The sequence below is a fragment of the Paraburkholderia sp. CI2 genome, from assembly GCF_014201055.1.
GTDB lineage: Bacteria > Pseudomonadota > Gammaproteobacteria > Burkholderiales > Burkholderiaceae > Paraburkholderia > Paraburkholderia tuberum.
In genome coordinates, this window is sequence record NZ_JACHDL010000010.1 from 216,614 (window position 1) to 237,995 (window position 21,382).

Genomic DNA, 21,382 nt, shown 5'->3' on the forward strand with positions numbered 1-21,382 from the left:
CCGCATGCCGGCCTTTTGCAGAATCGCATGACCGAATTCAAGGACACTCAACAGCAGCTCACGAAATTCCGCCTGCGCGTCGCGGCGGCGGGCCTGTTCGTGTTTGTCTGCTTCGGGCTGATCGGCTTCCGCTTCCTGTTCCTGCAGGTCTGGCACTACAGCAAGTACTCGCTGCAAGCCGATGAAAACCGCATCTCCGTCGCGCCGATCGTGCCGAACCGCGGCATCATCACCGACCGGAACGGCGTCGTGCTCGCGAAGAACTACTCCGCCTATACGCTTGAAATCACCCCGTCGAAGCTGAACGACACGCTCGATAACGTGATCGACAACCTCGCCGCCGTCGTGTCGATCGATGCGCGCGACCGTCGCCGCTTCAAGAAGCTGCAGGAAGACTCGAAGAACTTCGAAAGTCTGCCGATCCGCACGCGGCTGACCGACGACGAAGTCGCGCGCTTCACCGCGCAGCGCTTCCGCTTCCCTGGCGTCGAAGTGCGCGCGCGGCTGTTCCGCCAGTACCCGCTCGGGCCGACCGCCGCGCACGTGATCGGCTACATCGGACGGATTTCGCAACGCGACCAGGACCGCATCGACGACGCCAGCGATCAGAACGACAGCGACCCGGACCACTACGATCCGCGTCTTGACGCGAACAACTACAAGGGCACCGATTACATCGGCAAGATCGGCGTCGAGCAGAGCTACGAGACCGAGCTGCACGGCCAGACCGGTTTCGAGGAAGTCGAGGTGACGGCGGGCGGCCGCCCGGTGCGTACGCTGTCGCGCACCCAGGCGACGCCGGGCAACAACCTCGTGCTGTCGCTCGACATCGGCCTTCAGCAGGTCGCCGAGCAGGCGTTCGCCGGACACCGCGGCGCGCTCGTCGCGATCGAGCCGTCCACCGGCGACGTGCTCGCGTTCGTGTCGGCGCCGAGCTTCGATCCGAATTCCTTCGTCGACGGCATCGACCAGCAGACCTGGGACGAACTGAACAACTCGCCCGACCATCCTCTCCTGAACCGGCCGCTGCACGGCACCTATCCGCCGGGCTCGACCTACAAGCCGTTCATGGCGCTCGCCGCGCTGACGCTGCACAAGCGCACGCCGAGCTGGGGCTTCCAGGACCCCGGTTACTACACGTTCGGCGGCCACACGTTCCGCAACGACGTGCGCTCGGGCCAAGGCTGGATCGACATGAACCGCGCGATCGTCGTGTCGAACGACACGTACTTCTACATGCTCGCGCACGATCTCGGCGTCAACAACATCGCCAACTTCATGAAGCCGTGGGGCTTCGGGCAGATCACCGGCATCGACATCGCCGGCGAAGCGAAGGGCATCCTGCCGTCGACCGACTGGAAGCGCCACGCGTACCGCCGCCCCGAGCAGCAGAAGTGGTACGAAGGCGAAACGGTCAGCCTCGGCATCGGCCAGGGCTACAACTCGTTCACGATCCTGCAGCTGGCCCATGCCACCGCAACGCTCGCGAACAACGGCGTCGTGATGAAGCCGCACCTCGTGCGCGACATCGAGAATCCGATCACGAAGGACACGCGGCCGGTGGTGCGCGATCCGAGCGACAAGATCGCGGTCAAGCAGCAGGACATCGACTTCATCAAGCGCGCGATGGAAGGCGTGGTCACGAACGGCACGGCGGCCAAAGTGTTCGCGGGCGCGCCATATCAGGCGGCCGGCAAGACCGGTACCGCCCAGGTGTACTCGCTGCAAGGCGCGAACTACAAAGGTCACGCGGTTGCCGAGAATTTGCGCGATCACGCGCTGTTCATCGCCTTCGCGCCGGCCGATCAACCGAAGATCGCACTCGCGCTGGTCGTCGAAAACGGCGGCTGGGGCGCGGAGGCGGCCGGTCCGATCGCGCGCAGGGTGCTCGACTATTACCTGGTCGGCAAGAACAAGCCCGGCGCTGAAGAAGCGGCCGTCGCGGTAGCGGCATCGACCACGCTCGAAGCATCCGCGCCGCAGGTCGGCGATACGCCGGCCTCGCATGAGAGCGCTCACTCGCTCAAGATTGCGGCGGGCTTTACGGCACTGCCGATGCCTGGGGCGGCGGCTGCCGCGGCGGCCTCGGGTGCGTCGGCGGCCGTTGCGGCTTCGGGCGCGAATGGCGCGTCTGCGCCGGTGGCGGCGTCGGCTGGCGCGGCGGCAACGGTGCCGGCCAGCGCGCCGGCAGCGGCTTCGGCCACCGCAGCGCGCGCGGCCTCGGCGGCGAAGCCGGCATCGGCTTCGTCCGCGGCAAAGAAATCTGCGTCGCGTACGTCCGGCGCCCCGCACCAACCCCGTCCGGCAAGCGAGCCGGCGCCGACCGTAGCGGCACCATCGCGCGAGGACAGCTTCCAGGGCGCGTCGCCGCGCCAGCCGGCCGCCGGCGGCATCGACGAATAAGGAGAAAGGCATGCAATTCGACAAGCGCGCCTGGCTCGAGCGCATCAAGCGGATGTTCGTAGGCTTCGACCGTCCGCTCGCACTGATCGTGTTTCTGCTGCTGTGCGTCGGCATCGTCACGCTGTACAGCGCGACACTCGACATGCCGGGCCGCGTCGAAGACCAGTTGCGCAACATCCTGCTCACCTTCGTGCTGATGTGGGGGCTCGCCAATGTGCCGCCCAATACGCTGATGCGCTTCGCGGTCCCGCTCTACGCGTTCGGGATCGCGCTACTGGTCGCGGTCGCGATGTTCGGCCTTACGCGCAAGGGCGCGAAGCGCTGGATCAACGTCGGCGTGGTGATCCAGCCATCGGAAATCATGAAGATCGCCACACCGCTGATGCTCGCCTGGTACTACCAGCGCCGCGAAGGCGTGATGCGCTGGTACGACTACCTGGTCGGCTTCGTGATCCTGATCGTGCCGGTCGGCCTGATCGCGAAGCAGCCCGACCTCGGCACGGCCGTGCTCGTGTTCGCGGCCGGCCTGTTCGTGATTTACTTCGCGGGGCTGAGCTTCAAGCTGATCGTGCCGGTGCTGATCGCGGCCGTGATTGCGGTTGCGTCGATCGCGGCGTTCCAGGACAAGATCTGTCAGCCCGAAGTGCAGTGGCCGCTGATGCACGACTACCAGAAGCACCGCATCTGCACGCTGCTCGATCCGACCTCGGACCCGCTCGGCAAAGGCTTCCACACGATTCAAGCGGTGATCGCGATCGGCTCGGGCGGCCCGCTCGGCAAGGGTTGGCTGAAGGGTACGCAGGCGCATCTGGAGTTCATCCCCGAGAAGCACACCGACTTCATCTTCGCGGTGTTTTCGGAAGAGTTCGGTTTGGCAGGCGGAATCGTGCTGCTCACGCTGTACATGCTATTGATCGCGCGCGGGCTCTACATCGCGGCCAACGGCGCGACATTGTTCGGGCGATTATTGGCCGGCTCGTTGACGATGGCATTCTTCACGTACGCGTTCGTCAATATCGGCATGGTGAGCGGGATTCTGCCGGTGGTCGGCGTGCCGTTGCCGTTCATGAGTTACGGTGGCACCGCGCTGACTACATTGGGCGTCGCGATCGGGCTGATCATGAGCGTCGCGCGACAGAAGCGGTTGATGCAGAGCTAACCCGTAGCTAGCGGCACGCAGCAAACGACAATGCAAAAAAGGGGCGCTCGTTGCGAGCGCCCTGTTGCTTTATTGCTGCTTCATTACTGCGGCTTCACTTCCTTCTGATCGCGCAGCTGCGCGCTCAACTGCTGATACTTCAGGCGCGCGGCCGGATCGCCCTGCGCCGCCGCGGCAGCGTAATACGCGCGCGCCACATTCAGATTCCGGTCGACACCATCGCCGCCACGCTCGTAGAACGAGCCGGTCACGTACTGCGCGGTCATGTCGCCGCCCTGCGCCGCTTTCTTGTACCAGACGAACGCCTGCTTGTTGTCACGCTCGGTACCGCGTCCGTCGAGGAACTGATTCGCGAGCGCGAGCTCCGCCTGCACATGGCCCTGCGCGGCCGCCTTCATGAACCAGCGATGCGCCTCCACCGGATCGCGCTCGACGAACTCGCCATCGTCGTACATCTTGCCGTACACGTATTGCGCGTGCGACATGTTCGCGTCGGCGGCCTTGCGCAGCCACTTCTTGCCTTCGTCGACGTTGACCGGCGTGCCTTCGCCGTTGAGCAGCATCATCGCGTAGTTGAACTGCGCAAGCCGGCTGCCGCGCTCGGCGGCCTGGCGGAATTCGCTCAGCGCCGCGCCAAGGTTGCCGGCGTTGTAGTCGGCCACCGCGGATTGCGTCTGCGGATCGTTCGCCTTGGCGACGCGATCCTGTGCATACGCGGCGTTCCACGCCCCAGTCGCGAGCAGCGCCGCCGCCATGGTCACTTGCGCGGTCACTCGCGTGATCATCCGCCCGGCGCCCCCCTGCACTGTGCCGTTCATGACCTCACCTCCTGTAATGCCTGGCGCGTCGCGCGCAACATCCAGATCACGTCGGCGGCTAGCGCGACGAAGCGAAAACCGGCGTCGCGATGCTGCCGCGCGCTCGCCACGTCCATCGCGAAGATGCCGGCGGCAATGCCGGCCTTGTCCGCCGCGCTGACGATACGCGCCATCGCCGCCTGCACGTCCGCGTGTTTCGCGTCGCCGAGATGACCAAGGCTCGCGGCGAGATCGGCCGGCCCGACGAACACGCAATCGACGCCCGGCGTCGCCGCGATCTGCTCGACCTCCCGCAGACCGCGCGCCGATTCGATCTGCACAATCGTCGCGATCTGTGCGTTGGCCGTCTGCACGTAATCACGCCGCATGCCGTAACCGGCCGCGCGCACGACGCCCGCGACGCCGCGCAGGCCGTCGAGCGCCTCGGCGGTCGGATATTGGGTGAGCCGCACGGCGCGTGCCGCGTCTTCGGCGGATTCGATGTTCGGGAACATCAGCGTGCGCGCGCCGGCGTCGAGCACGCGCTTGACGAGCCACGGCTCGCTCGCGGGCACCCGCACCACCGGCTCGCTCGGCAGATGGGCGGCGGCAATCGCGCGCAATTGCGACTCGACGCCGCCGCTATCGTTGGGCGCGTGCTCCATGTCGATCAGCAGCCAGTCGAAGCCGGCGTGCGCGAGTGCTTCCGCGGCGGCCTCGCTGCCGAGCGACAACCACAGCCCGATCAGCGGCGCGTTGTCCTTCAGACGTTGTTTGAGGGAGTTGGTGAAGGTGCTCATCGGCTGGCCTCGCGCAGGTTTGCAATGCGAAGCGGGGCCAGATAGTGGATCAGGCAGGCACCGGGGCGCTGACGGCCTCGTTGCCTGCTGCGACGCGATGCGGTGACCGGCATGTCTCGCTCCGTGTGTTGGTCGGAACGATCATACCGTGACAATAACGCGAGAGTTCGTTCGCGTGGCGGGGCGTGGATTCAGGTGGGAAGCGAGTCGCGGACCACCTCGGCCCAGCAATTCGGCGTCTCGTACAGACGCACTTTGTGCAGGCGCAGGTTCACGCCGTAGTGCGCGTCGTAGACGTTCGCGAGAATGTCGAACGCAATCGCGGCGAGGTTTTCGACGGTCGGAATGCGATCGGTCACGACCGTCTTGTGACCCGCCATGCTGTCGAGGAAGTCACGCACCTGCGTGTCGCCTTCGTAGACGAGAAACGCGTGGTCCCACTTGTCGACCAGGTGCTCGTTGGCGAGCGACTTCACGTCGGCGAAGTCCATCACCATGCCGCGATCGGGCGCGCCTTCGGTGTCGACCAGATCGCCTTGCAGCGTGATTTCGAGCACGTAGCGATGGCCATGCAGATTACGGCACTGGCTGCGGTGATCGGGAATGCGGTGGCCCGCGTCGAATTCGAGTTTTCGGGTAATCGTCAGCACGGCAAATCAGGGAATGTTCAGATACTTGTGAGTCTGCATCGACAGGCGCCACTGCGGATGACGTTTGCACCAGTCGATCGCGAGCTTCGTGTTGATGTCGCGCGACGGGCCGTCCATCGGCTGGACGAGGAAATACTCGAAGTCGAGCTTGGCGTAGTCGTCGAGGCGCTGGTTGTCCTGCGGGATCACGACTTTCAGTTCGTTGCCCTTCGTCACGACGAGCGGCGCGTCGGCCTTCGGGCTCACGCAGATCCAATCGATCGTGTCGAGCACCGGCAGCGAGCCGTTGGTCTCGATCGCGATCTCGAAGCCGGCCGCGTGCAGCGCGTCGACGAGCGGCTGATCGATCTGCAGCATCGGCTCGCCGCCGGTGCACACGACGAAGCGTTCGCCCTCGCCCTGCGGCCATTGCGACGCGATCATCGCGACCAGGTCGTCAGGTGTGCGGTACTTGCCGCCGTTCTCGCCGTCGGTGCCGACGAAGTCGGTGTCGCAGAAACGGCAGACGGCCTCCGCACGATCCTCTTCGCGGCCGGACCACAGATTGCAGCCCGCGAAACGGCAGAACACGGCCGGCCGCCCGGCATTCGCGCCCTCGCCCTGCAACGTGTAGAAAATTTCCTTGACCGCGTACGTCATGCTGCTTTCTGTCCTGTGTTCCTGAATCAATGATGGGCGCTCTCGCGCGAGCCGTCAGACCGGCTCGGTGACTTTTTCTCCGGCGAGGTAGGCCTCATAGCCACGTTTGCGCAACCGGCATGCCGGGCATTCGCCGCAGCCGAAGCCCCATGAGTGCAACTCGGCCCGTTCGCCGACGTAGCAGGTATGCGTCTCGACGCGCACCAGTTCCACCAATGCGTCGCCGCCGAGCTCGCGCGCGAGGCGCCACGTGTCGGCCTTGTCGAGCCACATCAGCGGCGTCTCCAGCGCGAAGCGCGCGTCCATGCCGAGATTCAGCGCGACCTGCAGCGCCTTCATCGTGTCGTCGCGGCAATCGGGGTAGCCCGAGAAGTCCGTCTCGCACATCCCGCCGACCAGCACCTGCAAACCGCGCCGATACGCGATGGCCGCGGCGATCGTCATGAACATCAGATTGCGGCCCGGCACGAACGTGTTCGGCAACCCATTGGCCGTGGCTTCGATTTCGATCTCGCGCGTCATCGCGGTGTCGCTGATCGCGCCGAGCAGCGACAGGTCGATCGTGTGATCGTCGCCGAGACGATCGGCCCACGCCGGAAACGCACGCGCGACGGCCTGACGGAATCCTTCGCGGCATTCGAGTTCGACACGATGACGCTGACCATAATCGAAGCCGACCGTTTCGACCGTGTCGTAACGGTCGAGCGCCCACGCGAGACACGTGGCAGAATCCTGGCCGCCGGAAAACAGCACGAGCGCGCTACGCTTAGCGTCTTTGCGGATCACCGTGATACTCCGTGAATGAGAGTGCCACGTCGCGCTGCGCGAGGTGCGCCATGCAAGCAACGCGGCGCGACGTGTGCCGGCACTGTGCCGGCCCAAAGCAGTATAGGTCGCGCGTTGCGCGGGAACGTGACTGGGCGCTTATACCGCCGATCGTCGGGCGAAGGATTGGGTGCTTCGGTGCGACATGCTCGGCACTGCATTCGCGCGGTGCACGACCGCGTGCGACGCCTGCATGCAAGTCCTTGAACTGGCGCGATTTTATCACGCGACACCGAATGTCGCCGACGCCAGCTGCCCCACGCGCGCGGCTTCAACTGCATGGCAAGCCGAAGTGACGACTTGTCCGCCAAACGGAAAAGCCCCAGGGAATCTTGCGATTTCCTGGGGCTGAATCCTGGTGGCCTGGGGCGGAATCGAACCACCGACACGCGGATTTTCAATCCGCTGCTCTACCAACTGAGCTACCGGGCCAACGAAGAACGAAACTATATCAAGCGATCCGCAGTTCAGCAAGCCCCTTCATAAATAATTTGCCGGGCCGCGTTCGCATGCAACACGTGGCGCTCACTCCCCTTTGTTCTTGCCGAGATCGACGCCGAGTTGCTTCAGCTTGCGATAAAGATGCGTGCGCTCGAGACCGGTCTTCTCCGCGACACGCGTCATGCTGCCGTTCTCGCGCGCGAGGTGATATTCGAAGTACGCGCGCTCGAACGCATCGCGCGCATCGCGCAGCGGAATGTCGAACGAGATCGACGCGGTTTGCGCGGCGAGCGCGCCGCCGCCGACGCCATCGGACGACAGTATCGGCAACGCGGCCGCCGACGCGACTGACGATGCGCTGACCGGCAACGCCGGCTTCGCAGCCACGCCGCCAGGCACGGCCGCCGCGTTACCACGCGCGAGTCCCTGCTCGACCGCCTTTAGTAGCTTCTGCAACGCGATCGGCTTTTCGAGGAAGTTGAGCGCGCCGATCTTGGTGGCCTCGACCGCGGTGTCGATCGTCGCGTGACCGGACATCATGATCACGGGCATCGTCAATTGACCTTGCGCGGCCCATTCCTTGAGCAGCGTCACGCCGTCGGTGTCCGGCATCCAGATGTCGAGCAGCACGAGGTCCGGCGCCTGACGCAGACGGAACTCGCGCGCCTCCTGCGCGTTTTCAGCGGCCTCCACGACGTGTCCCTCGTCGCTGAGGATCTCCGAGAGCAGTTCCCGGATGCCCATTTCATCATCTACCACCAGGATGGTTGCCATTTACGCTGCCCTTGTCTGCACTGTTGCTTTTGTCGTTCCCTGCGACGCGCCGCCGTGCGCCGGATGGGCACCCAAACCAGGTGCACCCGGCTGCGCGGGGTCGTCCGCCAGTTGAAGGAAGAGAATCGAAATCTGCGCGCCTTCGATCACGTCGCCGGCCTTCATGCGATTGCGAATGTCGATGCGCGCGCCATGTTCGTCGACGATCTTCTTGACCATCGCAAGTCCCAGACCCGTACCCTTGGCCTTGGTCGTCACGTACGGCTCGAACGCGCGCGTGAGGATACGCGCGGGGAAGCCTGGTCCGTTGTCCGACACTGTCAGACGGACCGCGACGCGTGCCTTGCCTTGCGCGTCGGGGTCTCCGTATTCTACTGTCCTCGTCTCGAGCAAAACACGCGGATGCGCGACTTCGGCGACCGCGTCCTGCGCGTTCTGCAGCAGGTTGTGGATCACCTGACGCAACTGCGTCGCGTCGCCGCGTATCGCGGGCAAGGCCGCCAGCTCGACCTGGATCGCGCCCTTGCCTTCTTCGATACCGTACAGCGTGAGCACCTCGCTGACCAGACCATTCAATTGCAGATGCGCGAGTACCGCGGGCGGTGTGCGTGCGTAGTCGCGGAAATCGTCGACCATCTGCTTCATCGCGGCGACCTGATTGACGATCGTCGTCGCGCCGCGCTTCAGCACGTCCGCATCCGACGGCGCGAGCTTGTCGGCGAGCTTCATCTGCAATCGTTCGGCCGACAGTTGAATCGGCGTGAGCGGATTCTTGATCTCGTGCGCGAGGCGCCGCGCGACTTCGCCCCATGCGATCGAACGCTGCGCGGAGATCACGTCGGAGATGTCGTCGAACACGATCACGTAGCCCGCGGTCTGCCTGTCTTCAGCGTCGCGCTCGTTCGCCGCGAGGAGGCGCGCGCCGCGCACGAGCAGCGTGAGCGGCTCGGTTTCGCCGGGCACCGGCACCGAGAACTGCTGCTGCCAATGGCCGTTGTCGTCATGGCCGTCTTCACTCGCCGCTTCGCGATCGGCGAATGCCTTGCGCACCATCGCGCCGAATTCGCCGAGCACGCCGATCTGATCGAGCGACGAGCCGAGCACCGTCTGGAACGGCTGACGGAAAATCCGCTCGGCGCCTCGATTCGCGGTGGTCAGCCGGAATTGCCGGTCGAACACGAACACACCCGCGGTCAGGTTCGCGAGGATGCTCTCTAGATACGCCTTCGAATGCTCGAGCGCGATACGATTTTTCTCGACCGCCCCGCGCGCCTCCGACAACTGCCGCGTCATCGCATTGAACGACTGCGTGAGGAAACCGAGTTCGTCGCGCGACTTGATCTCGCGCTTTGGCGTGTAGTCCCCCTCGGTGATTTCCTTCGTGCCCTGCGCGAGCAGGAATAGCGGCCGCGCGAGCTGATTGCCGAGCGCCAGCGCGAGCATCATCGCGATGAAAGTCGCGAGAAACAGCGACAGGGTCAGCGTGCCGATGTACATCTTGCGCAAGCCGGTGCGGCCGAGCGCCTTCTCCTGATACTCGCGATACGCGCGCTGCACCGAGTCGGCATTGCGCGCGAGTGTCGTCGAGACCGGCTGCGTCAGTTGCAGGAAGCGCTCGGCGGGCTGCAATAGCGACGCGTTCGCATCGGGAATACGCTGCACCACGCGCAGACGCAGCGCTCCCTTGCCGCCGTGCGCATTCGGATCGCCGTCGACTTCGCCTTCGATCGCCGCATAGCCGTGGCCACGCGCCTGCTCGATCATCAGCGGTGTCGGCAGATCGTTCGGCAGCAGCATCGCGTAGTTGCCGGACGCCTGCGCGACCACGTGCATGTCCGGCGTCGCGCCAGACATGCTGCGGGTCGGCTCGACGATCGTCGCGTCCTGCACACCGAACTGGTCGCGCAAACGCAGCAGCGTCAACGTGGTGCCAGCCGCATCCGCGCTCGCGAGCTGCTCGGACATCAGACGCGCCTTCGTCTGCAGATCGGACAGCGACGCGTCGAGCATGCCACGCCCGAGGTTGAGGCCGGACGCGAGCGCGGTTTCGACGTTCACGTCGAACCACGACTCGATGCTGCGCGACACGAACTGATACGACACGATGTAGATGATGCCGCCCGGCACCACACCGACCAGCGCCATGAAGAACGCGAGCTTCGCGAGCAGCCGTGTGCCGAATTTGCCCGTGCGTAATCGCACGATGATGATGACGACGAGCGTCACCACCACCAGCAGAAAGATCAACGCGACCGCGACGTTGGCCGCATACAGCCACTGGTAATAGCGGTCGAAGAATTCGGTGTTCGCGCTGGCGGCGGCCAGCAACACGAGCAGCAACACGGCCGTCACCGCGACCGTCGACACGAGCACGCGCACGACGATGCTGCTGACACTGGTGGAAGATGAGCGCACTTTATTTAGCACGATCGGCGGCCGTGAAAGTGAAGCGCTTCCAATCGGAGGCGAGGTTCCAGTCGCGGTTGTTCACCGCGTCGATCTGGAACGGCTTGGGCATCAGCCCGATGTCGAGTTGCATGCGCACGGACGCGTTATAGGTTTCGCCGACCCGCACCTGATTGCGGTCGATCACGTGCCACGACGTCACGTGCTTGATCACCGCGAGCGCATCGTTGAGCGTGGAAAAGCCCAGCTGCAAGCCGCCCGACTGCACGCTCGACACGCGATATTCGCGCGTGAGTGGCTGGAACGACAGCCGCAAACTTTGCGACACGCTGACCGGCTGCTCGTCGAACCAGTACCAGCGCGGTCGGCTCAGTTCGAAATCGGTCGTGAAATAAAGCGGAATGCCTTTGTTGACCGCGTCTTCGAGATTGCTGTTCAGCTCGAATTCGAAATGCGCGTCGAGACTCCAGCCGCCGTTGTCGGCCTGCAGCGACGCCCGCTGCACCGCTATCGAGTCAGCGTGCGCCGCGCCCGGCGCTGCAAGCCAGACGGCCAGCGCGATCCAGAGCACGGCAGCGAGCCGAAGCGGGAAGAAGCGTTTTATGGTCACCGTTTCTGAAAGCGCGCGTAGAAAAATCCGTCGTGGTCTGAGTTCGTGCCGGCGCTGAATTCAGCGGGTCGTCCAGCATGAGAACCGGCCGATGGGTCGGCGGGCGCGCGGGCAGCTGAGGGTAAAAGCTGCCCCGGCGCGTCCAATCGTACCGCATCCTGGTGCTGGTTTCCAAACCACTGTGCCTGCAACTCGCCCTCTTCGGGGAAGATCGAACAGGTAACGTAAAGCAACTCGCCGCCCGGTTTCACGAGCGGCCACAGCGCGTCGAGAATACGGCGCTGTTCGGCGACGAGCGCGGCGATATCGGACTGCCGACGCAGCCAGCGAATATCCGGATGACGCCGCACGATGCCCGACGCCGAGCACGGCACATCGGCGAGGATGCGGTCGAACGGCTGGTCGAGGTCGTCGTGCCATTGCGCGGGGTTGCCCGCGTCGCCGATGCGCACTTCCGCTTCGAGCTTCAGACGCCGCAGGTTTTCGCCGATGCGGCGCGCGCGAGACGCATCGCTTTCGAGCGCGACCACTTGAATGTTGGCGAGTTCGAGCAGATGCCCGGTCTTGCCGCCAGGGGCCGCGCATGCGTCGAGCACGCGCATGCCGTCACGCACGCCAAGTAATTGCGCGGCGAGTTGCGCACCTGCGTCCTGTACGGACACGACACCATCGCTGAAGCCCGGAATGCGCTCGACCGGCATTGGCGTCGCGAGCGTGACCGCGTACTCGCCAGCCTTGCTTGCGGCGATCTGCTGGCGTTGCAGCACTTGCAGATAGGCGTCGACCGTCGAATGGCGCGCGTTCACGCGCAACGTCAGCGGACCTTGCGTGTTGCCGGCGGCCAGCACCGATTGCCACGCCTCGGGCCATGCGCGCTTCACCGCGTCGATCCACCAGGCCGGATAGTTCCAGCGCGCGACTCCATCGGCTTGCACGGAGGCGAGCAACGTGTCGCGCTCGCGCAAGAAGTTGCGCAGCACCGCGTTGACGAGCCCCTTCGCGAACGCGAACTCGCGACGCGCGCCAATCACCCTGACCGCCTGGTCGACGATCGTGAACGGCGTGTAGGCGGCGCTCGCTTCGTCGTCGACGAGCAGCGCGAGCGCGCACGCGAGCACATGCGCGACGTGCGGCGGAGGCGCCTTCTTCACCAGCTTCGCGATCAGCCACTCGGCGGTCGCGAGACGGCGCAGCGTGCGATAGGCGATATCCTGCACCGCGCCGCGCGCCGCTGCGGCGTTGTCCTCGGGCACCGCCACGAAAACGCTTTGCAGCGCCGCGGGCAAGGCCGCGCCGAGACGCACGGCGCCGACGGCCTGGGCCGCGCAATCGAGTGCGAACCCGAGCGATTCGGGCGACAGTTGCAGCGTCGACAAACGGGATTCGCGCGAACGCGCCGACGAGGAAGCAGAACGCGAAGAAGGCTTTGGAGTCATGAAGGGAGCAAGGGCAAGCCGCACGGTGCGCGCGGCGCAATCAGCGCACATTGTAGCGTGGCGCCGGTGGGGCGCCGCCATGCGTGGGTGGTGGCCGCAGACGCTGTCGCGCAGTGGCGACGAACGGTGTGAAAAAAAGCGGGCCTCGCGGGCCCGCTCTTCAGTACTTCAGGCTCGACGCGCCGAGCGACGCGGCGCCTCAGTCGAAGCGCCCGGTGCGCGCCATTTCCATCAAACGCGCGATGCGTTCCTCGGTCGCAGGGTGCGTCGAGAACAGACTCGCGATACCGCCGCCCGACAGCGGATTCATGATCATCATCTGCGCGGTGGCCGGATGCGCCTCGGCCGTCGGGAACGGAATGCCGCTCGCATAGCGATGGATCTTGTCGAGCGCCGACGCCAGTGCCTGCGGGTCGCCCGAAATCTGCGCGCCGCCCCGGTCGGCTTCGAATTCGCGCGCACGCGAAATCGCCATCTGGATCAACGCACCCGCAATCGGCGCGAGCAGCGCAACCGCGATGCTCGCGATCGGGTTGGCGGGACGGCCGTTTTCGTCGCGGCCGCCAAAGAACATCGCGAAGTTCGCCAACGCGGAAATCGCGCCGGCCATGGTCGCCGAAATCGTCGAGATCAGAATGTCGCGATGCTTCACGTGCGCGAGTTCGTGCGCCATTACACCTCGCATTTCGCGCTCGGACAGTACGCGCAGAATGCCGGTGGTCGCCGCGACTGCCGCATGCTCCGGGTTGCGGCCGGTGGCGAACGCGTTCGGCGCGTCTTCGTTGATCAGGTAGACGCGCGGCATCGGCAGGTTCGCGCGCGTGGCGAGATCGCGCACCATCCGATAGAACTGCGGCGCGCTGTTTTCGTCGACTTCCTGCGCGTTGTACATGCGCAGGACCATCTTGTCGGAGAACCAGTACGAGAAGAAATTCATCCCAAGGGCGATCACGAGCGCGACCATCATGCCGCGCGACCCGCCGATCATCCCGCCGATCACGATGAAAAGGGCCGTAATCGCGGCCATCAACATCGCGGTTTTCACCCAGTTAAACATGTCTGCAACTCCTTGCCCCGAGCGTGGCCTTCATCTCAGTGCCGCGCGATTGCGGCGCCAGATTGTAAGCGAAATGTTAGATAGGGGCGATGCGGGAAAATTCAATCATCGCGAGGCGCTCGCGAGTTTGATGCCCAGCCCGACGAACGCGCTGCCGACGCCGCGATCAAGCCAGCGCTTGACCGCCGGTTTGCCCGAGAAACGCTGCGTGACGCTGCCCGCGATCCACGCGACGAAGCTGTTCCAGACCATGCTCATCAGCACGAAGACCGCGCCGAGCGTGAGAAACGCGAAGGTCTTGTGTTCGCTGCCCGTCGTGACGAATTGCGGGAAGAACGACACGAAGAACAGCACGACTTTCGGGTTCAGAACGTTGGTCCAGAAGCCTTGCAGGAACAGCTGCCGCAGCGACTTCGGCGTGGACGACGCGCGCGCATCGCCGGCGGGCGCATCCGCGGCCGGTTTCGTGAAGATCAGGCGCACCCCCAGATAGATCAGATAAATCGCGCCGACGAATTTGACGATGGTGAACGCCGTAGCCGACGCGGCCAGCAGCGCGGTCAGTCCAAACGCGCAGGCAAGCGAGTGAATGCAGCAGCCCGCCGAAATGCCGAGCGCCGACATCAGCCCCGCGCCGCGGCCCTGGGCAACGCTGCGCCCGACGATATAAGCGGTATCCGGCCCCGGCGTGATGTTCAGGAGAAAAACCGCGACGATGAAAAACTCGAAATGGACGATGCCGAACATGTGATGCACCCTCGAAAACCTGGTCTGCTGCATGGAAGATTCTAACGCGCGTCGCGCTCGCGGCGGGCGCGGAGAACACCGGCCGAATGGACGATGCTCCGGCGTGCGAGACGCGCTTATTGCGCCTCGGGAAGCTGGAAGCGCTGGCCTGCGGCGAGCGGCGAGCCAGCAAGGAATTCGCGCACCGGCAGGCGCTTGCCGCCGGGCTTCTGCAATTGCGTCAGACGCAGTGCACCTTCGCCGCAAGCGACCAGCACGCCGTCGGGCGCAACCTCGACGATGGTGCCTGGCGCCTTCTTGTTGCTGCCCGACGCCGGCGGGGCCACGGCGGTGGCGGCCCAGATCTTGACGGTGCTGCCGTCGTCGAGCGTGCCGGCGCCGCCGGGGAACGGGTCGAACGCGCGCACCTGACGCGCAAGCGCCTCGGCCGGCCGGCGCCAGTCGAGCGCCGCTTCGTGCTTGGCGATTTTCTCGGCGTAGGTCACGCCGTCGGCCGGTTGCGGGATCGACGTCAGCTTGCCGCTGCGCTCGAGCTCGATCAGTGCGTCGACGATCAGTTGCGCGCCGTCCCCGGCGAGGCGGTCGTGCAGCGTGGCGGTGGTGTCGTCGGCGGAGATGGGGGTGCGTACTTCGGAAATCATCGCGCCGGTGTCGAGTCCAGCATCCATCTGCATCAGTGTGATGCCGGTTTGCGCGTCGCCCGCCTCGATCGCGCGATGAATCGGCGCCGCGCCGCGCCAGCGTGGCAGCAGCGACGCGTGGATGTTGATGCAGCCGAAGCGCGGAATGTCGAGCACTTCCTGGGGCAGGATCAGCCCGTAGGCGGCGACAACCATCACATCGTGCGGCGTCGCGCGCAGTTGCTCGATGCCGGCGGCGGCTTCCTGTGGATATTTGCCAGCGCGGCGCAGCGACGTGGGCTGCGCAACCGCGAGGCCGTGCTCCTGCGCGTAGCGCTTGACCGGACTCGCCTGCAGCTTCATGCCGCGACCCGCCGGCCGGTCCGGCTGCGTCAAGACGAGCGGCACGGCAAACCCGGCGCCATGAATCGCGGCCAGCGCGGCCGCGGCGAATTCCGGTGTGCCGGCAAAGATGACGCGCAACGAATGACTCATGAATGGGGCGGTAGGCAAGTTGAAAGCGCGTTACATCGCGTGGGCGAGCTTCTTCATCTTGCTCCTGATGCGCGTTTGCTTCAGCGGCGACAGATACTCGACGAACACGCGGCCCATCAGGTGATCCATTTCGTGCTGAATGCACACGGCGAGCAGCCCCTCGCAATCGAGCTCGAACGTTTCGCCCTTCTCGTTGAGCGCACGCACGCGCACTTTCTCGGCACGCTCGACGTTGTCGTAGATCCCGGGCACCGACAGGCAGCCCTCTTCCGACAACTTCCTCTCATCGCTCGACCAGACGATTTCCGGATTGATGAACGCGAGCAGTTCGTCGTGCGTTTCCGACACGTCGATCACGATCACGCGTTCGTGCACGTCCACCTGGGTGGCAGCGAGGCCGACGCCGGGCGCCGCGTACATCGTTTCGGCCATGTCCGCGACGAGACGGCGGATACGGTCGTTGACCTCCGGGACTGGCTTCGCCACCTTGTGCAGCCGTTTGTCCGGGTAATTGAGGATGCTCAGTAAAGCCATGATTTCGAGTGTGATTTGAGACGCCGCCAACCGTTGGAGGCTCGCGTTGGCCATTTGGCCAGGTTGTGAGCCCGTCGTAATACGCAGAGGATAGATGATGTCGAACCGGTTCGATTCAACGCGCCTCGTGCGCCCGACGACGAACCCGCGCCGGTAAGCGCGGCGCCGCGATTATTCGCGGCTCATTGCCGTTTTATTTCCGCGTTTTTATTTCGGATGATGAAAATTTTAGCATGGCGCCCGCCTGCCCGCAGGCCCCGCCAGAGGAGCGATCCGCATGCAGAGCTTGCCCGCGACCCGTATCGAACTTGCCGCCTGGCTGCGGTTGTCACTTGCGCCGGGCCTAAAACCCGCGGCGTTGCGCCTGTTGCTGGGCGCATTCGGGCTGCCGCAGGCGCTGTTGGCGCAGTCGCCGGAGACGCTCGCGGAGGTCGCCGGTGACGCCGCAGCGCGCGCGGTGCTGGCGCCGCCGGGTCCAGCGTTCGACGGCCAGCTCGATGCAGTGCTCGCATGGCGCGAGCAGCCGGGTAACCAGATCGTCACGCTCGACGATCCCGCCTATCCGCCCGCGCTGCTGACGATCCCCGATCCGCCACCGCTCCTATATATAAAGGGCCGGCTTGATTTGCTGCATACGCGCGCGGTCGCGCTGGTCGGCAGCCGCAGCGCGACGCCGCAGGGCATCGAGGATGCGCGGCGGTTCGCGCGAGAGCTGTCGGCGGCGGGCGTGACGGTCGTATCGGGGCTCGCACTCGGCATCGACGGCGCCGCGCATCGGGGCGGGTTGGAAGGTGTCGGCGGAACGGTCGCGGTGGTAGGCACCGGCGCGGACCTCGTATATCCCGCCGCGCATCAAGCGCTCGCGCGGCAGATCGCCGCGCAGGGTGCGATTCTCTCGGAGTGGCCGCTCGGCACGCCGGCACGCGCCGCCAACTTCCCACAGCGCAACCGGCTGATCGCTGGGCTGGTCAGCGGAGTCGTGATCGTCGAGGCGGCTATGCGTTCCGGTTCGCTCATTACCGCGCGGCTTGCCAATGAGATGGGGCGCGACGTGTTCGCGTTGCCCGGATCGATTTACGCGCCGTTGTCGCGCGGCTGTCATCGGATGATCAAGCAGGGAGCGCGGCTCGTGGAAACGCCTGACGAGGTGCTGGAGGAGCTCGGTTTTGCCCGGCGGCCGGCGGGCGATGCGAGACGCTCGACGAAGCGGGCCGTGCCGCTGGAGCATGCGGGTTTGCACGTTTCGTCGGGTGGCACCGCTTTGCCCGCTACGACCGCAGCCTTCGCCGACGCACCGGCGTCCGGGCCGGCCCCGCAGCCGGCGCTCGCCCCTGACGCACAGCGTCTGCTCGCCGCGCTCGGCCATTCGCCGACCACGCTTGAAATTCTCGCCGCCCGTACCGAGATGGAGAACGCCGCCCTGCACGCCGCCTTGCTCCGGCTCGAACTCGCCGGCGAGGTCACGCTGCTGCCCGGCGGCCGCTTCATGCGAGCCCATCATGACTGAGCCGAGACTGACCGGCGTCAATGCAGATTGGCAACTTTTCGCGACCGGCCATGCTACATTCGCGCCAAAGCACCCGACAAAACACACAAGGAAATCACTTCATGCCCGCGCTGAACCTCGACACCGACCAGGACCGGATCGCCGAGCGCGTCAACGAACCCGACACGCTGTTCGTTGCATGCCTGTGCGCGGAGTGGTGCGGAACGTGTCGCGAGTACCGGGACGCCTTCAACCAACTGGCCGAGCGGCACCCGGAAGTCTGTTTCGCATGGATCGACATCGAAACTCATGCGGATCGGTTCGACGATCTGGACGTCGAGAATTTCCCGACCGTCCTGATCGAAGACTCGGTGACGACACGGTTTTTCGGTACGGTTTTGCCACAGGTGTCGATCGTCGAGCGGATGCTGTCGGATCTGACCGCGCTGCCCGGCGTAACCGGTGCGCCAAAGCTGCGGCCGGCGCTGGCGGTCGCCTGAAGGCGGCCTCGCGCGCCGCCCGATCAAACGGAAAGCCTCGCGACGCGCGGCTTGCGGCACAGGCCCCCGCCGATCATTTGGGACAGCATCGCGGCTGGCATCGCTGTCCGCACGCGGCGTTTGCCGCAGTTGCTCAACCTCTGGACGCGCAATTATGATGACGCGCTTTTATGGCACTTGACCCGTTGGGTTCGCACCTTGTGCTATAAAGCGGTCGTTATTGGGTCGAAAGAGGTCTCAAGCGAGCGTCGCGCGCCATGTTGGCCCTCAAGGCCACCAACCCGGATCTACCAACCTCACATCGAGTCATGTCCAAAGCACTGATCATCGCCGAAAAGCCTTCTGTCGCGAACGACATCGCGCGCGCTTTGGGCGGCTTTACCAAGCATGACGAGTACTACGAAAGCGACGACTACGTCCTTTCGTCGGCAGTGGGCCACCTGCTGGAAATCGCCGCGCCCGACGACTACGAAGTCAAGCGCGGCAAGTGGAGCTTTGCCAATCTGCCCGTCATTCCTCCGCATTTCGATCTGAATCCGATCGCGAAGAGCGAGTCGCGCCTGAAGGTGCTGACCAGGCTGATGAAGCGCAAGGACATCGACCGTCTGATCAACGCATGCGACGCGGGGCGCGAGGGCGAACTGATTTTCCGCCTGATCGCGCAGCACGCGAAAGCCAAACAGCCGGTGCAACGGCTGTGGCTGCAGTCGATGACGGCCGGCTCGATCCGCGACGGTTTCGCGCGTCTGCGCAGCGACGAAGAGATGCAGCCGCTCGCCGACGCGGCGCGCTGCCGCTCGGAGGCGGACTGGCTCGTCGGCATCAACGGCACGCGCGCGATGACCGCGTTCAACAGCAAGGGCGGCGGCTTTTTCCTGACCACGGTCGGGCGCGTGCAGACGCCGACGCTATCGATCGTCGTCGAGCGCGAAGAAAAGATTCGACGCTTCGTGCCGCGCGACTACTGGGAAGTGAAGGCGGAGTTCGTCTGCGCGGCCGGCTTCTACGAAGGCCGCTGGTTCGACCCGAAATTCAAGCGCGACGAGTTCGACCCGGAGAAGCGCGATTCGCGCCTCTGGGCGTTGCCCACGGCAGAGACGATCGTCGCGGCTTGCCGCGGCCAGCTCGGCACGGTGACCGAGGAGTCGAAACCGTCGACGCAGCTGTCGCCCGCGCTCTTCGACCTGACCAGTCTGCAGCGAGAAGCCAACGGCCGCTTCGGCTTTTCGGCGAAGAACACGCTGGGTCTCGCTCAGGCGCTGTACGAAAAGCACAAGGTACTGACCTATCCGCGAACCGACGCGCGCGCGTTGCCGGAAGACTATCTGGACACGGTCAAGCAGACGCTCGGCATGCTCAAGGAGAGCAACAACTACCTGCCGTTCGCGAAGCAGGTGCTCGACAAGGGCTGGGTGAAGCCGAACAAGCGCATCTTCGACAACTCGAAGATCAGCGACCACTTCGCAATCATCCCGACGCTGCAGGCGCCGAAGAATCTGTCCGAGCCGGAGCAGAAGCTCTACGACCTTGTCGTGAAGCGCTTCCTTTCGGTGTTCTTCCCGGCCGCCGAATACCGTGTGACGACGCGTATCACCGAGGTGGTCGGCCATCACTTCAAGACCGAAGGCAAGGTGCTCGTCGAGCCGGGCTGGCTGCAGATCTACGGCCGCGAAACCAGCGGCGATGACGCGAACCTCGTGCCGGTGCAGAAAGACGAAAAGGTCAAGACCGACAAGATCGCCGCACAGCAACTGGTCACGAAGCCACCAGCGCGCTACAACGAAGCGACGCTGCTGTCGGCGATGGAAGGTGCGGGAAAACTGGTCGAAGACGACGAATTGCGCGAAGCGATGGCGGCCAAGGGGCTCGGCACGCCGGCAACGCGCGCGGCGATCATCGAAGGTCTGCTCACCGAAAAGTACCTGATCCGCGAAGGCCGTGATCTGATTCCGACCGCCAAGGCCTTCCAGCTGATGACGCTGCTGCGCGGCCTCGGCGTGAAGGAGCTGACTGCGCCGGAGCTAACCGGCGAATGGGAATACAAGCTGTCGCAGATGGAGCGCGGCAACCTGCCACGCGACGCGTTCATGCAGGAAATCGCGCGCATGACGCAGACTATCGTCAAGCGCGCGAAGGAATACGATTCCGACACGATCCCGGGCGATTACGCGACATTGCAGACACCTTGCCCGAATTGCGGTGGCCAGGTGAAGGAAAACTACCGGCGTTTCGCGTGCTCGAAGTGCGAGTTCTCGATCTCGAAGATTCCGGGCGGCCGTCAGTTCGAGATCGCCGAAGTCGAAGAACTGCTGCAGAACAAGACGATCGGGCCGCTGTCGGGCTTCCGCAGCAAGATGGGGCGGCCGTTCTCGGCGATCCTGAAACTGTCGCTCGACGACGAGATCAAGAATTACAAGCTCGAGTTCGACTTCGGCCAGGACGCGGCCGGCGAAGACGGCGAGCCGCCCGACTTCTCCGATCAGCAGCCGGTCGGCGCGTGTCCGAAGTGCCAAGGCCGCGTTTTCGAGCATGGCATGAGCTACGTCTGCGAAAACTCGGTGGCGAATCCGAAGTCGTGCGACTTCCGTTCCGGCAAGGTGATCCTGCAGCAGGAAATCGCCCGCGAGCAGATGGCCAAACTGCTCGAGGAGGGTCGCACCGATCTGCTGACGAACTTCAAGTCGTCGCGTACCGGCCGTAACTTCAAAGCTTTCCTCGTCAAGCAGAACGACGGCAAGATCGGCTTCGAATTCGAGAAGAAGGAGCCGGCGGCGGCGAAGACCGCAGCGGCGAAAACTTCGGGTGCTCGTTCCGGAACCAAGGCGATGTCGGAAGCGGACGAAGGTGATACCGCGGTGGCCGTGAAGGCCGAGCCGGCGGAAAAGAAGGTGGCGGCGAAGAAGGCGCCCGCCGCCAAGTCCGCGGCGGCCAAAAAGGCACCGGCGAAAAAGACCGCGGCGCGAAAAACCGGCTAGTAGGGCGAGATTCGGATCGGCGGCTCGC

The 21,382-nt window shown here is 64.8% G+C and carries 18 protein-coding genes and 1 tRNA gene; 5 read left to right on the forward strand and 14 right to left on the reverse strand.

Features of this window, described 5'->3' with window-relative positions; translation table 11 throughout:
- Nucleotides 1-27 precede the first annotated feature (27 nt).
- Nucleotides 28-2,403, forward strand: a complete 2,376-nt coding sequence (gene mrdA, locus HDG32_RS16625) for a penicillin-binding protein 2 (RefSeq protein WP_184068997.1) — start codon at nucleotides 28-30, stop codon at nucleotides 2,401-2,403.
- 10 nt (nucleotides 2,404-2,413) lie between these two features.
- A complete protein-coding gene (rodA, locus tag HDG32_RS16630) occupies nucleotides 2,414-3,562 on the forward strand; it encodes a rod shape-determining protein RodA (protein ID WP_184025834.1) in 1,149 nt (382 codons plus the stop codon).
- A gap of 83 nt (nucleotides 3,563-3,645) precedes the next feature.
- Here the strand turns inward: rodA and HDG32_RS16635 are convergent, their stop codons facing one another.
- The 14 genes from HDG32_RS16635 to def form a co-directional block, all read right to left on the reverse strand.
- Nucleotides 3,646-4,347 (reverse strand): tetratricopeptide repeat protein, encoded by a 702-nt coding sequence (locus HDG32_RS16635; RefSeq protein WP_409340037.1) that lies wholly within the window; start codon nucleotides 4,345-4,347, stop codon nucleotides 3,646-3,648.
- A gap of 29 nt (nucleotides 4,348-4,376) precedes the next feature.
- Nucleotides 4,377-5,159, reverse strand: coding sequence for an HpcH/HpaI aldolase/citrate lyase family protein (locus tag HDG32_RS16640; RefSeq protein WP_184025828.1), 783 nt, complete (start codon nucleotides 5,157-5,159; stop codon nucleotides 4,377-4,379).
- 191 nt (nucleotides 5,160-5,350) lie between these two features.
- Entirely contained in the window at nucleotides 5,351-5,806 is a 456-nt protein-coding gene (gene queD, locus HDG32_RS16645; RefSeq protein WP_184069061.1) for a 6-carboxytetrahydropterin synthase QueD, read from the reverse strand.
- Between the two features lie 9 nt (nucleotides 5,807-5,815).
- Entirely contained in the window at nucleotides 5,816-6,448 is a 633-nt protein-coding gene (gene queE / locus HDG32_RS16650) for a 7-carboxy-7-deazaguanine synthase (RefSeq protein ID WP_184069004.1), read from the reverse strand.
- Between the two features lie 54 nt (nucleotides 6,449-6,502).
- Nucleotides 6,503-7,234 carry a 7-cyano-7-deazaguanine synthase QueC gene (gene queC, locus HDG32_RS16655; RefSeq protein WP_184069007.1) on the reverse strand — a complete coding sequence of 244 codons (732 nt, stop codon included), beginning with the start codon at nucleotides 7,232-7,234 and terminating at the stop codon, nucleotides 6,503-6,505.
- A gap of 395 nt (nucleotides 7,235-7,629) precedes the next feature.
- Nucleotides 7,630-7,705: transfer RNA gene (locus HDG32_RS16660), tRNA-Phe, on the reverse strand.
- 93 nt (nucleotides 7,706-7,798) lie between these two features.
- Nucleotides 7,799-8,488 (reverse strand): response regulator transcription factor EsaR, encoded by a 690-nt coding sequence (gene esaR / locus HDG32_RS16665; RefSeq protein WP_184069010.1) that lies wholly within the window; start codon nucleotides 8,486-8,488, stop codon nucleotides 7,799-7,801.
- Nucleotides 8,489-10,915: a PAS domain-containing sensor histidine kinase gene (locus HDG32_RS16670; RefSeq protein ID WP_184069013.1), complete on the reverse strand. Its 2,427-nt coding sequence runs from the start codon at nucleotides 10,913-10,915 to the stop codon at nucleotides 8,489-8,491.
- Nucleotides 10,905-11,504: a DUF4390 domain-containing protein gene (locus HDG32_RS16675; protein WP_090802240.1), complete on the reverse strand. Its 600-nt coding sequence runs from the start codon at nucleotides 11,502-11,504 to the stop codon at nucleotides 10,905-10,907. The genes HDG32_RS16670 and HDG32_RS16675 overlap by 11 nt, the downstream gene beginning before the upstream one ends.
- Nucleotides 11,501-12,940 carry a 16S rRNA (cytosine(967)-C(5))-methyltransferase RsmB gene (gene rsmB, locus HDG32_RS16680; RefSeq protein WP_184069016.1) on the reverse strand — a complete coding sequence of 480 codons (1,440 nt, stop codon included), beginning with the start codon at nucleotides 12,938-12,940 and terminating at the stop codon, nucleotides 11,501-11,503. The genes HDG32_RS16675 and rsmB overlap by 4 nt, the downstream gene beginning before the upstream one ends.
- Before the next feature lie 199 nt (nucleotides 12,941-13,139).
- Nucleotides 13,140-13,997 (reverse strand): zinc metalloprotease HtpX, encoded by an 858-nt coding sequence (htpX, locus tag HDG32_RS16685; RefSeq protein WP_018418965.1) that lies wholly within the window; start codon nucleotides 13,995-13,997, stop codon nucleotides 13,140-13,142.
- Nucleotides 13,998-14,102: 105 nt separating this feature from the next.
- A complete protein-coding gene (locus tag HDG32_RS16690) occupies nucleotides 14,103-14,744 on the reverse strand; it encodes a LysE family translocator (RefSeq protein ID WP_184069065.1) in 642 nt (213 codons plus the stop codon).
- Nucleotides 14,745-14,860: 116 nt separating this feature from the next.
- Nucleotides 14,861-15,859, reverse strand: coding sequence for a methionyl-tRNA formyltransferase (fmt, locus tag HDG32_RS16695; RefSeq protein ID WP_184069019.1), 999 nt, complete (start codon nucleotides 15,857-15,859; stop codon nucleotides 14,861-14,863).
- A gap of 30 nt (nucleotides 15,860-15,889) precedes the next feature.
- Nucleotides 15,890-16,393 (reverse strand): peptide deformylase, encoded by a 504-nt coding sequence (gene def / locus HDG32_RS16700; RefSeq protein ID WP_184069023.1) that lies wholly within the window; start codon nucleotides 16,391-16,393, stop codon nucleotides 15,890-15,892.
- Nucleotides 16,394-16,670: 277 nt separating this feature from the next.
- On the opposite strand from def, the gene dprA reads away from it, so the two are divergent.
- From dprA to HDG32_RS16715, 3 genes are all read left to right on the forward strand, one after another.
- Nucleotides 16,671-17,900, forward strand: a complete 1,230-nt coding sequence (gene dprA, locus HDG32_RS16705; protein WP_184069027.1) for a DNA-processing protein DprA — start codon at nucleotides 16,671-16,673, stop codon at nucleotides 17,898-17,900.
- A gap of 101 nt (nucleotides 17,901-18,001) precedes the next feature.
- Nucleotides 18,002-18,379 (forward strand): thioredoxin family protein, encoded by a 378-nt coding sequence (locus HDG32_RS16710; RefSeq protein WP_013088044.1) that lies wholly within the window; start codon nucleotides 18,002-18,004, stop codon nucleotides 18,377-18,379.
- Between the two features lie 308 nt (nucleotides 18,380-18,687).
- The gene (locus HDG32_RS16715; protein ID WP_184069030.1) at nucleotides 18,688-21,354 is read left to right on the forward strand and encodes a DNA topoisomerase III; all 2,667 of its coding nucleotides are present in this window, start codon (nucleotides 18,688-18,690) and stop codon (nucleotides 21,352-21,354) included.
- Nucleotides 21,355-21,382 lie beyond the last annotated feature (28 nt).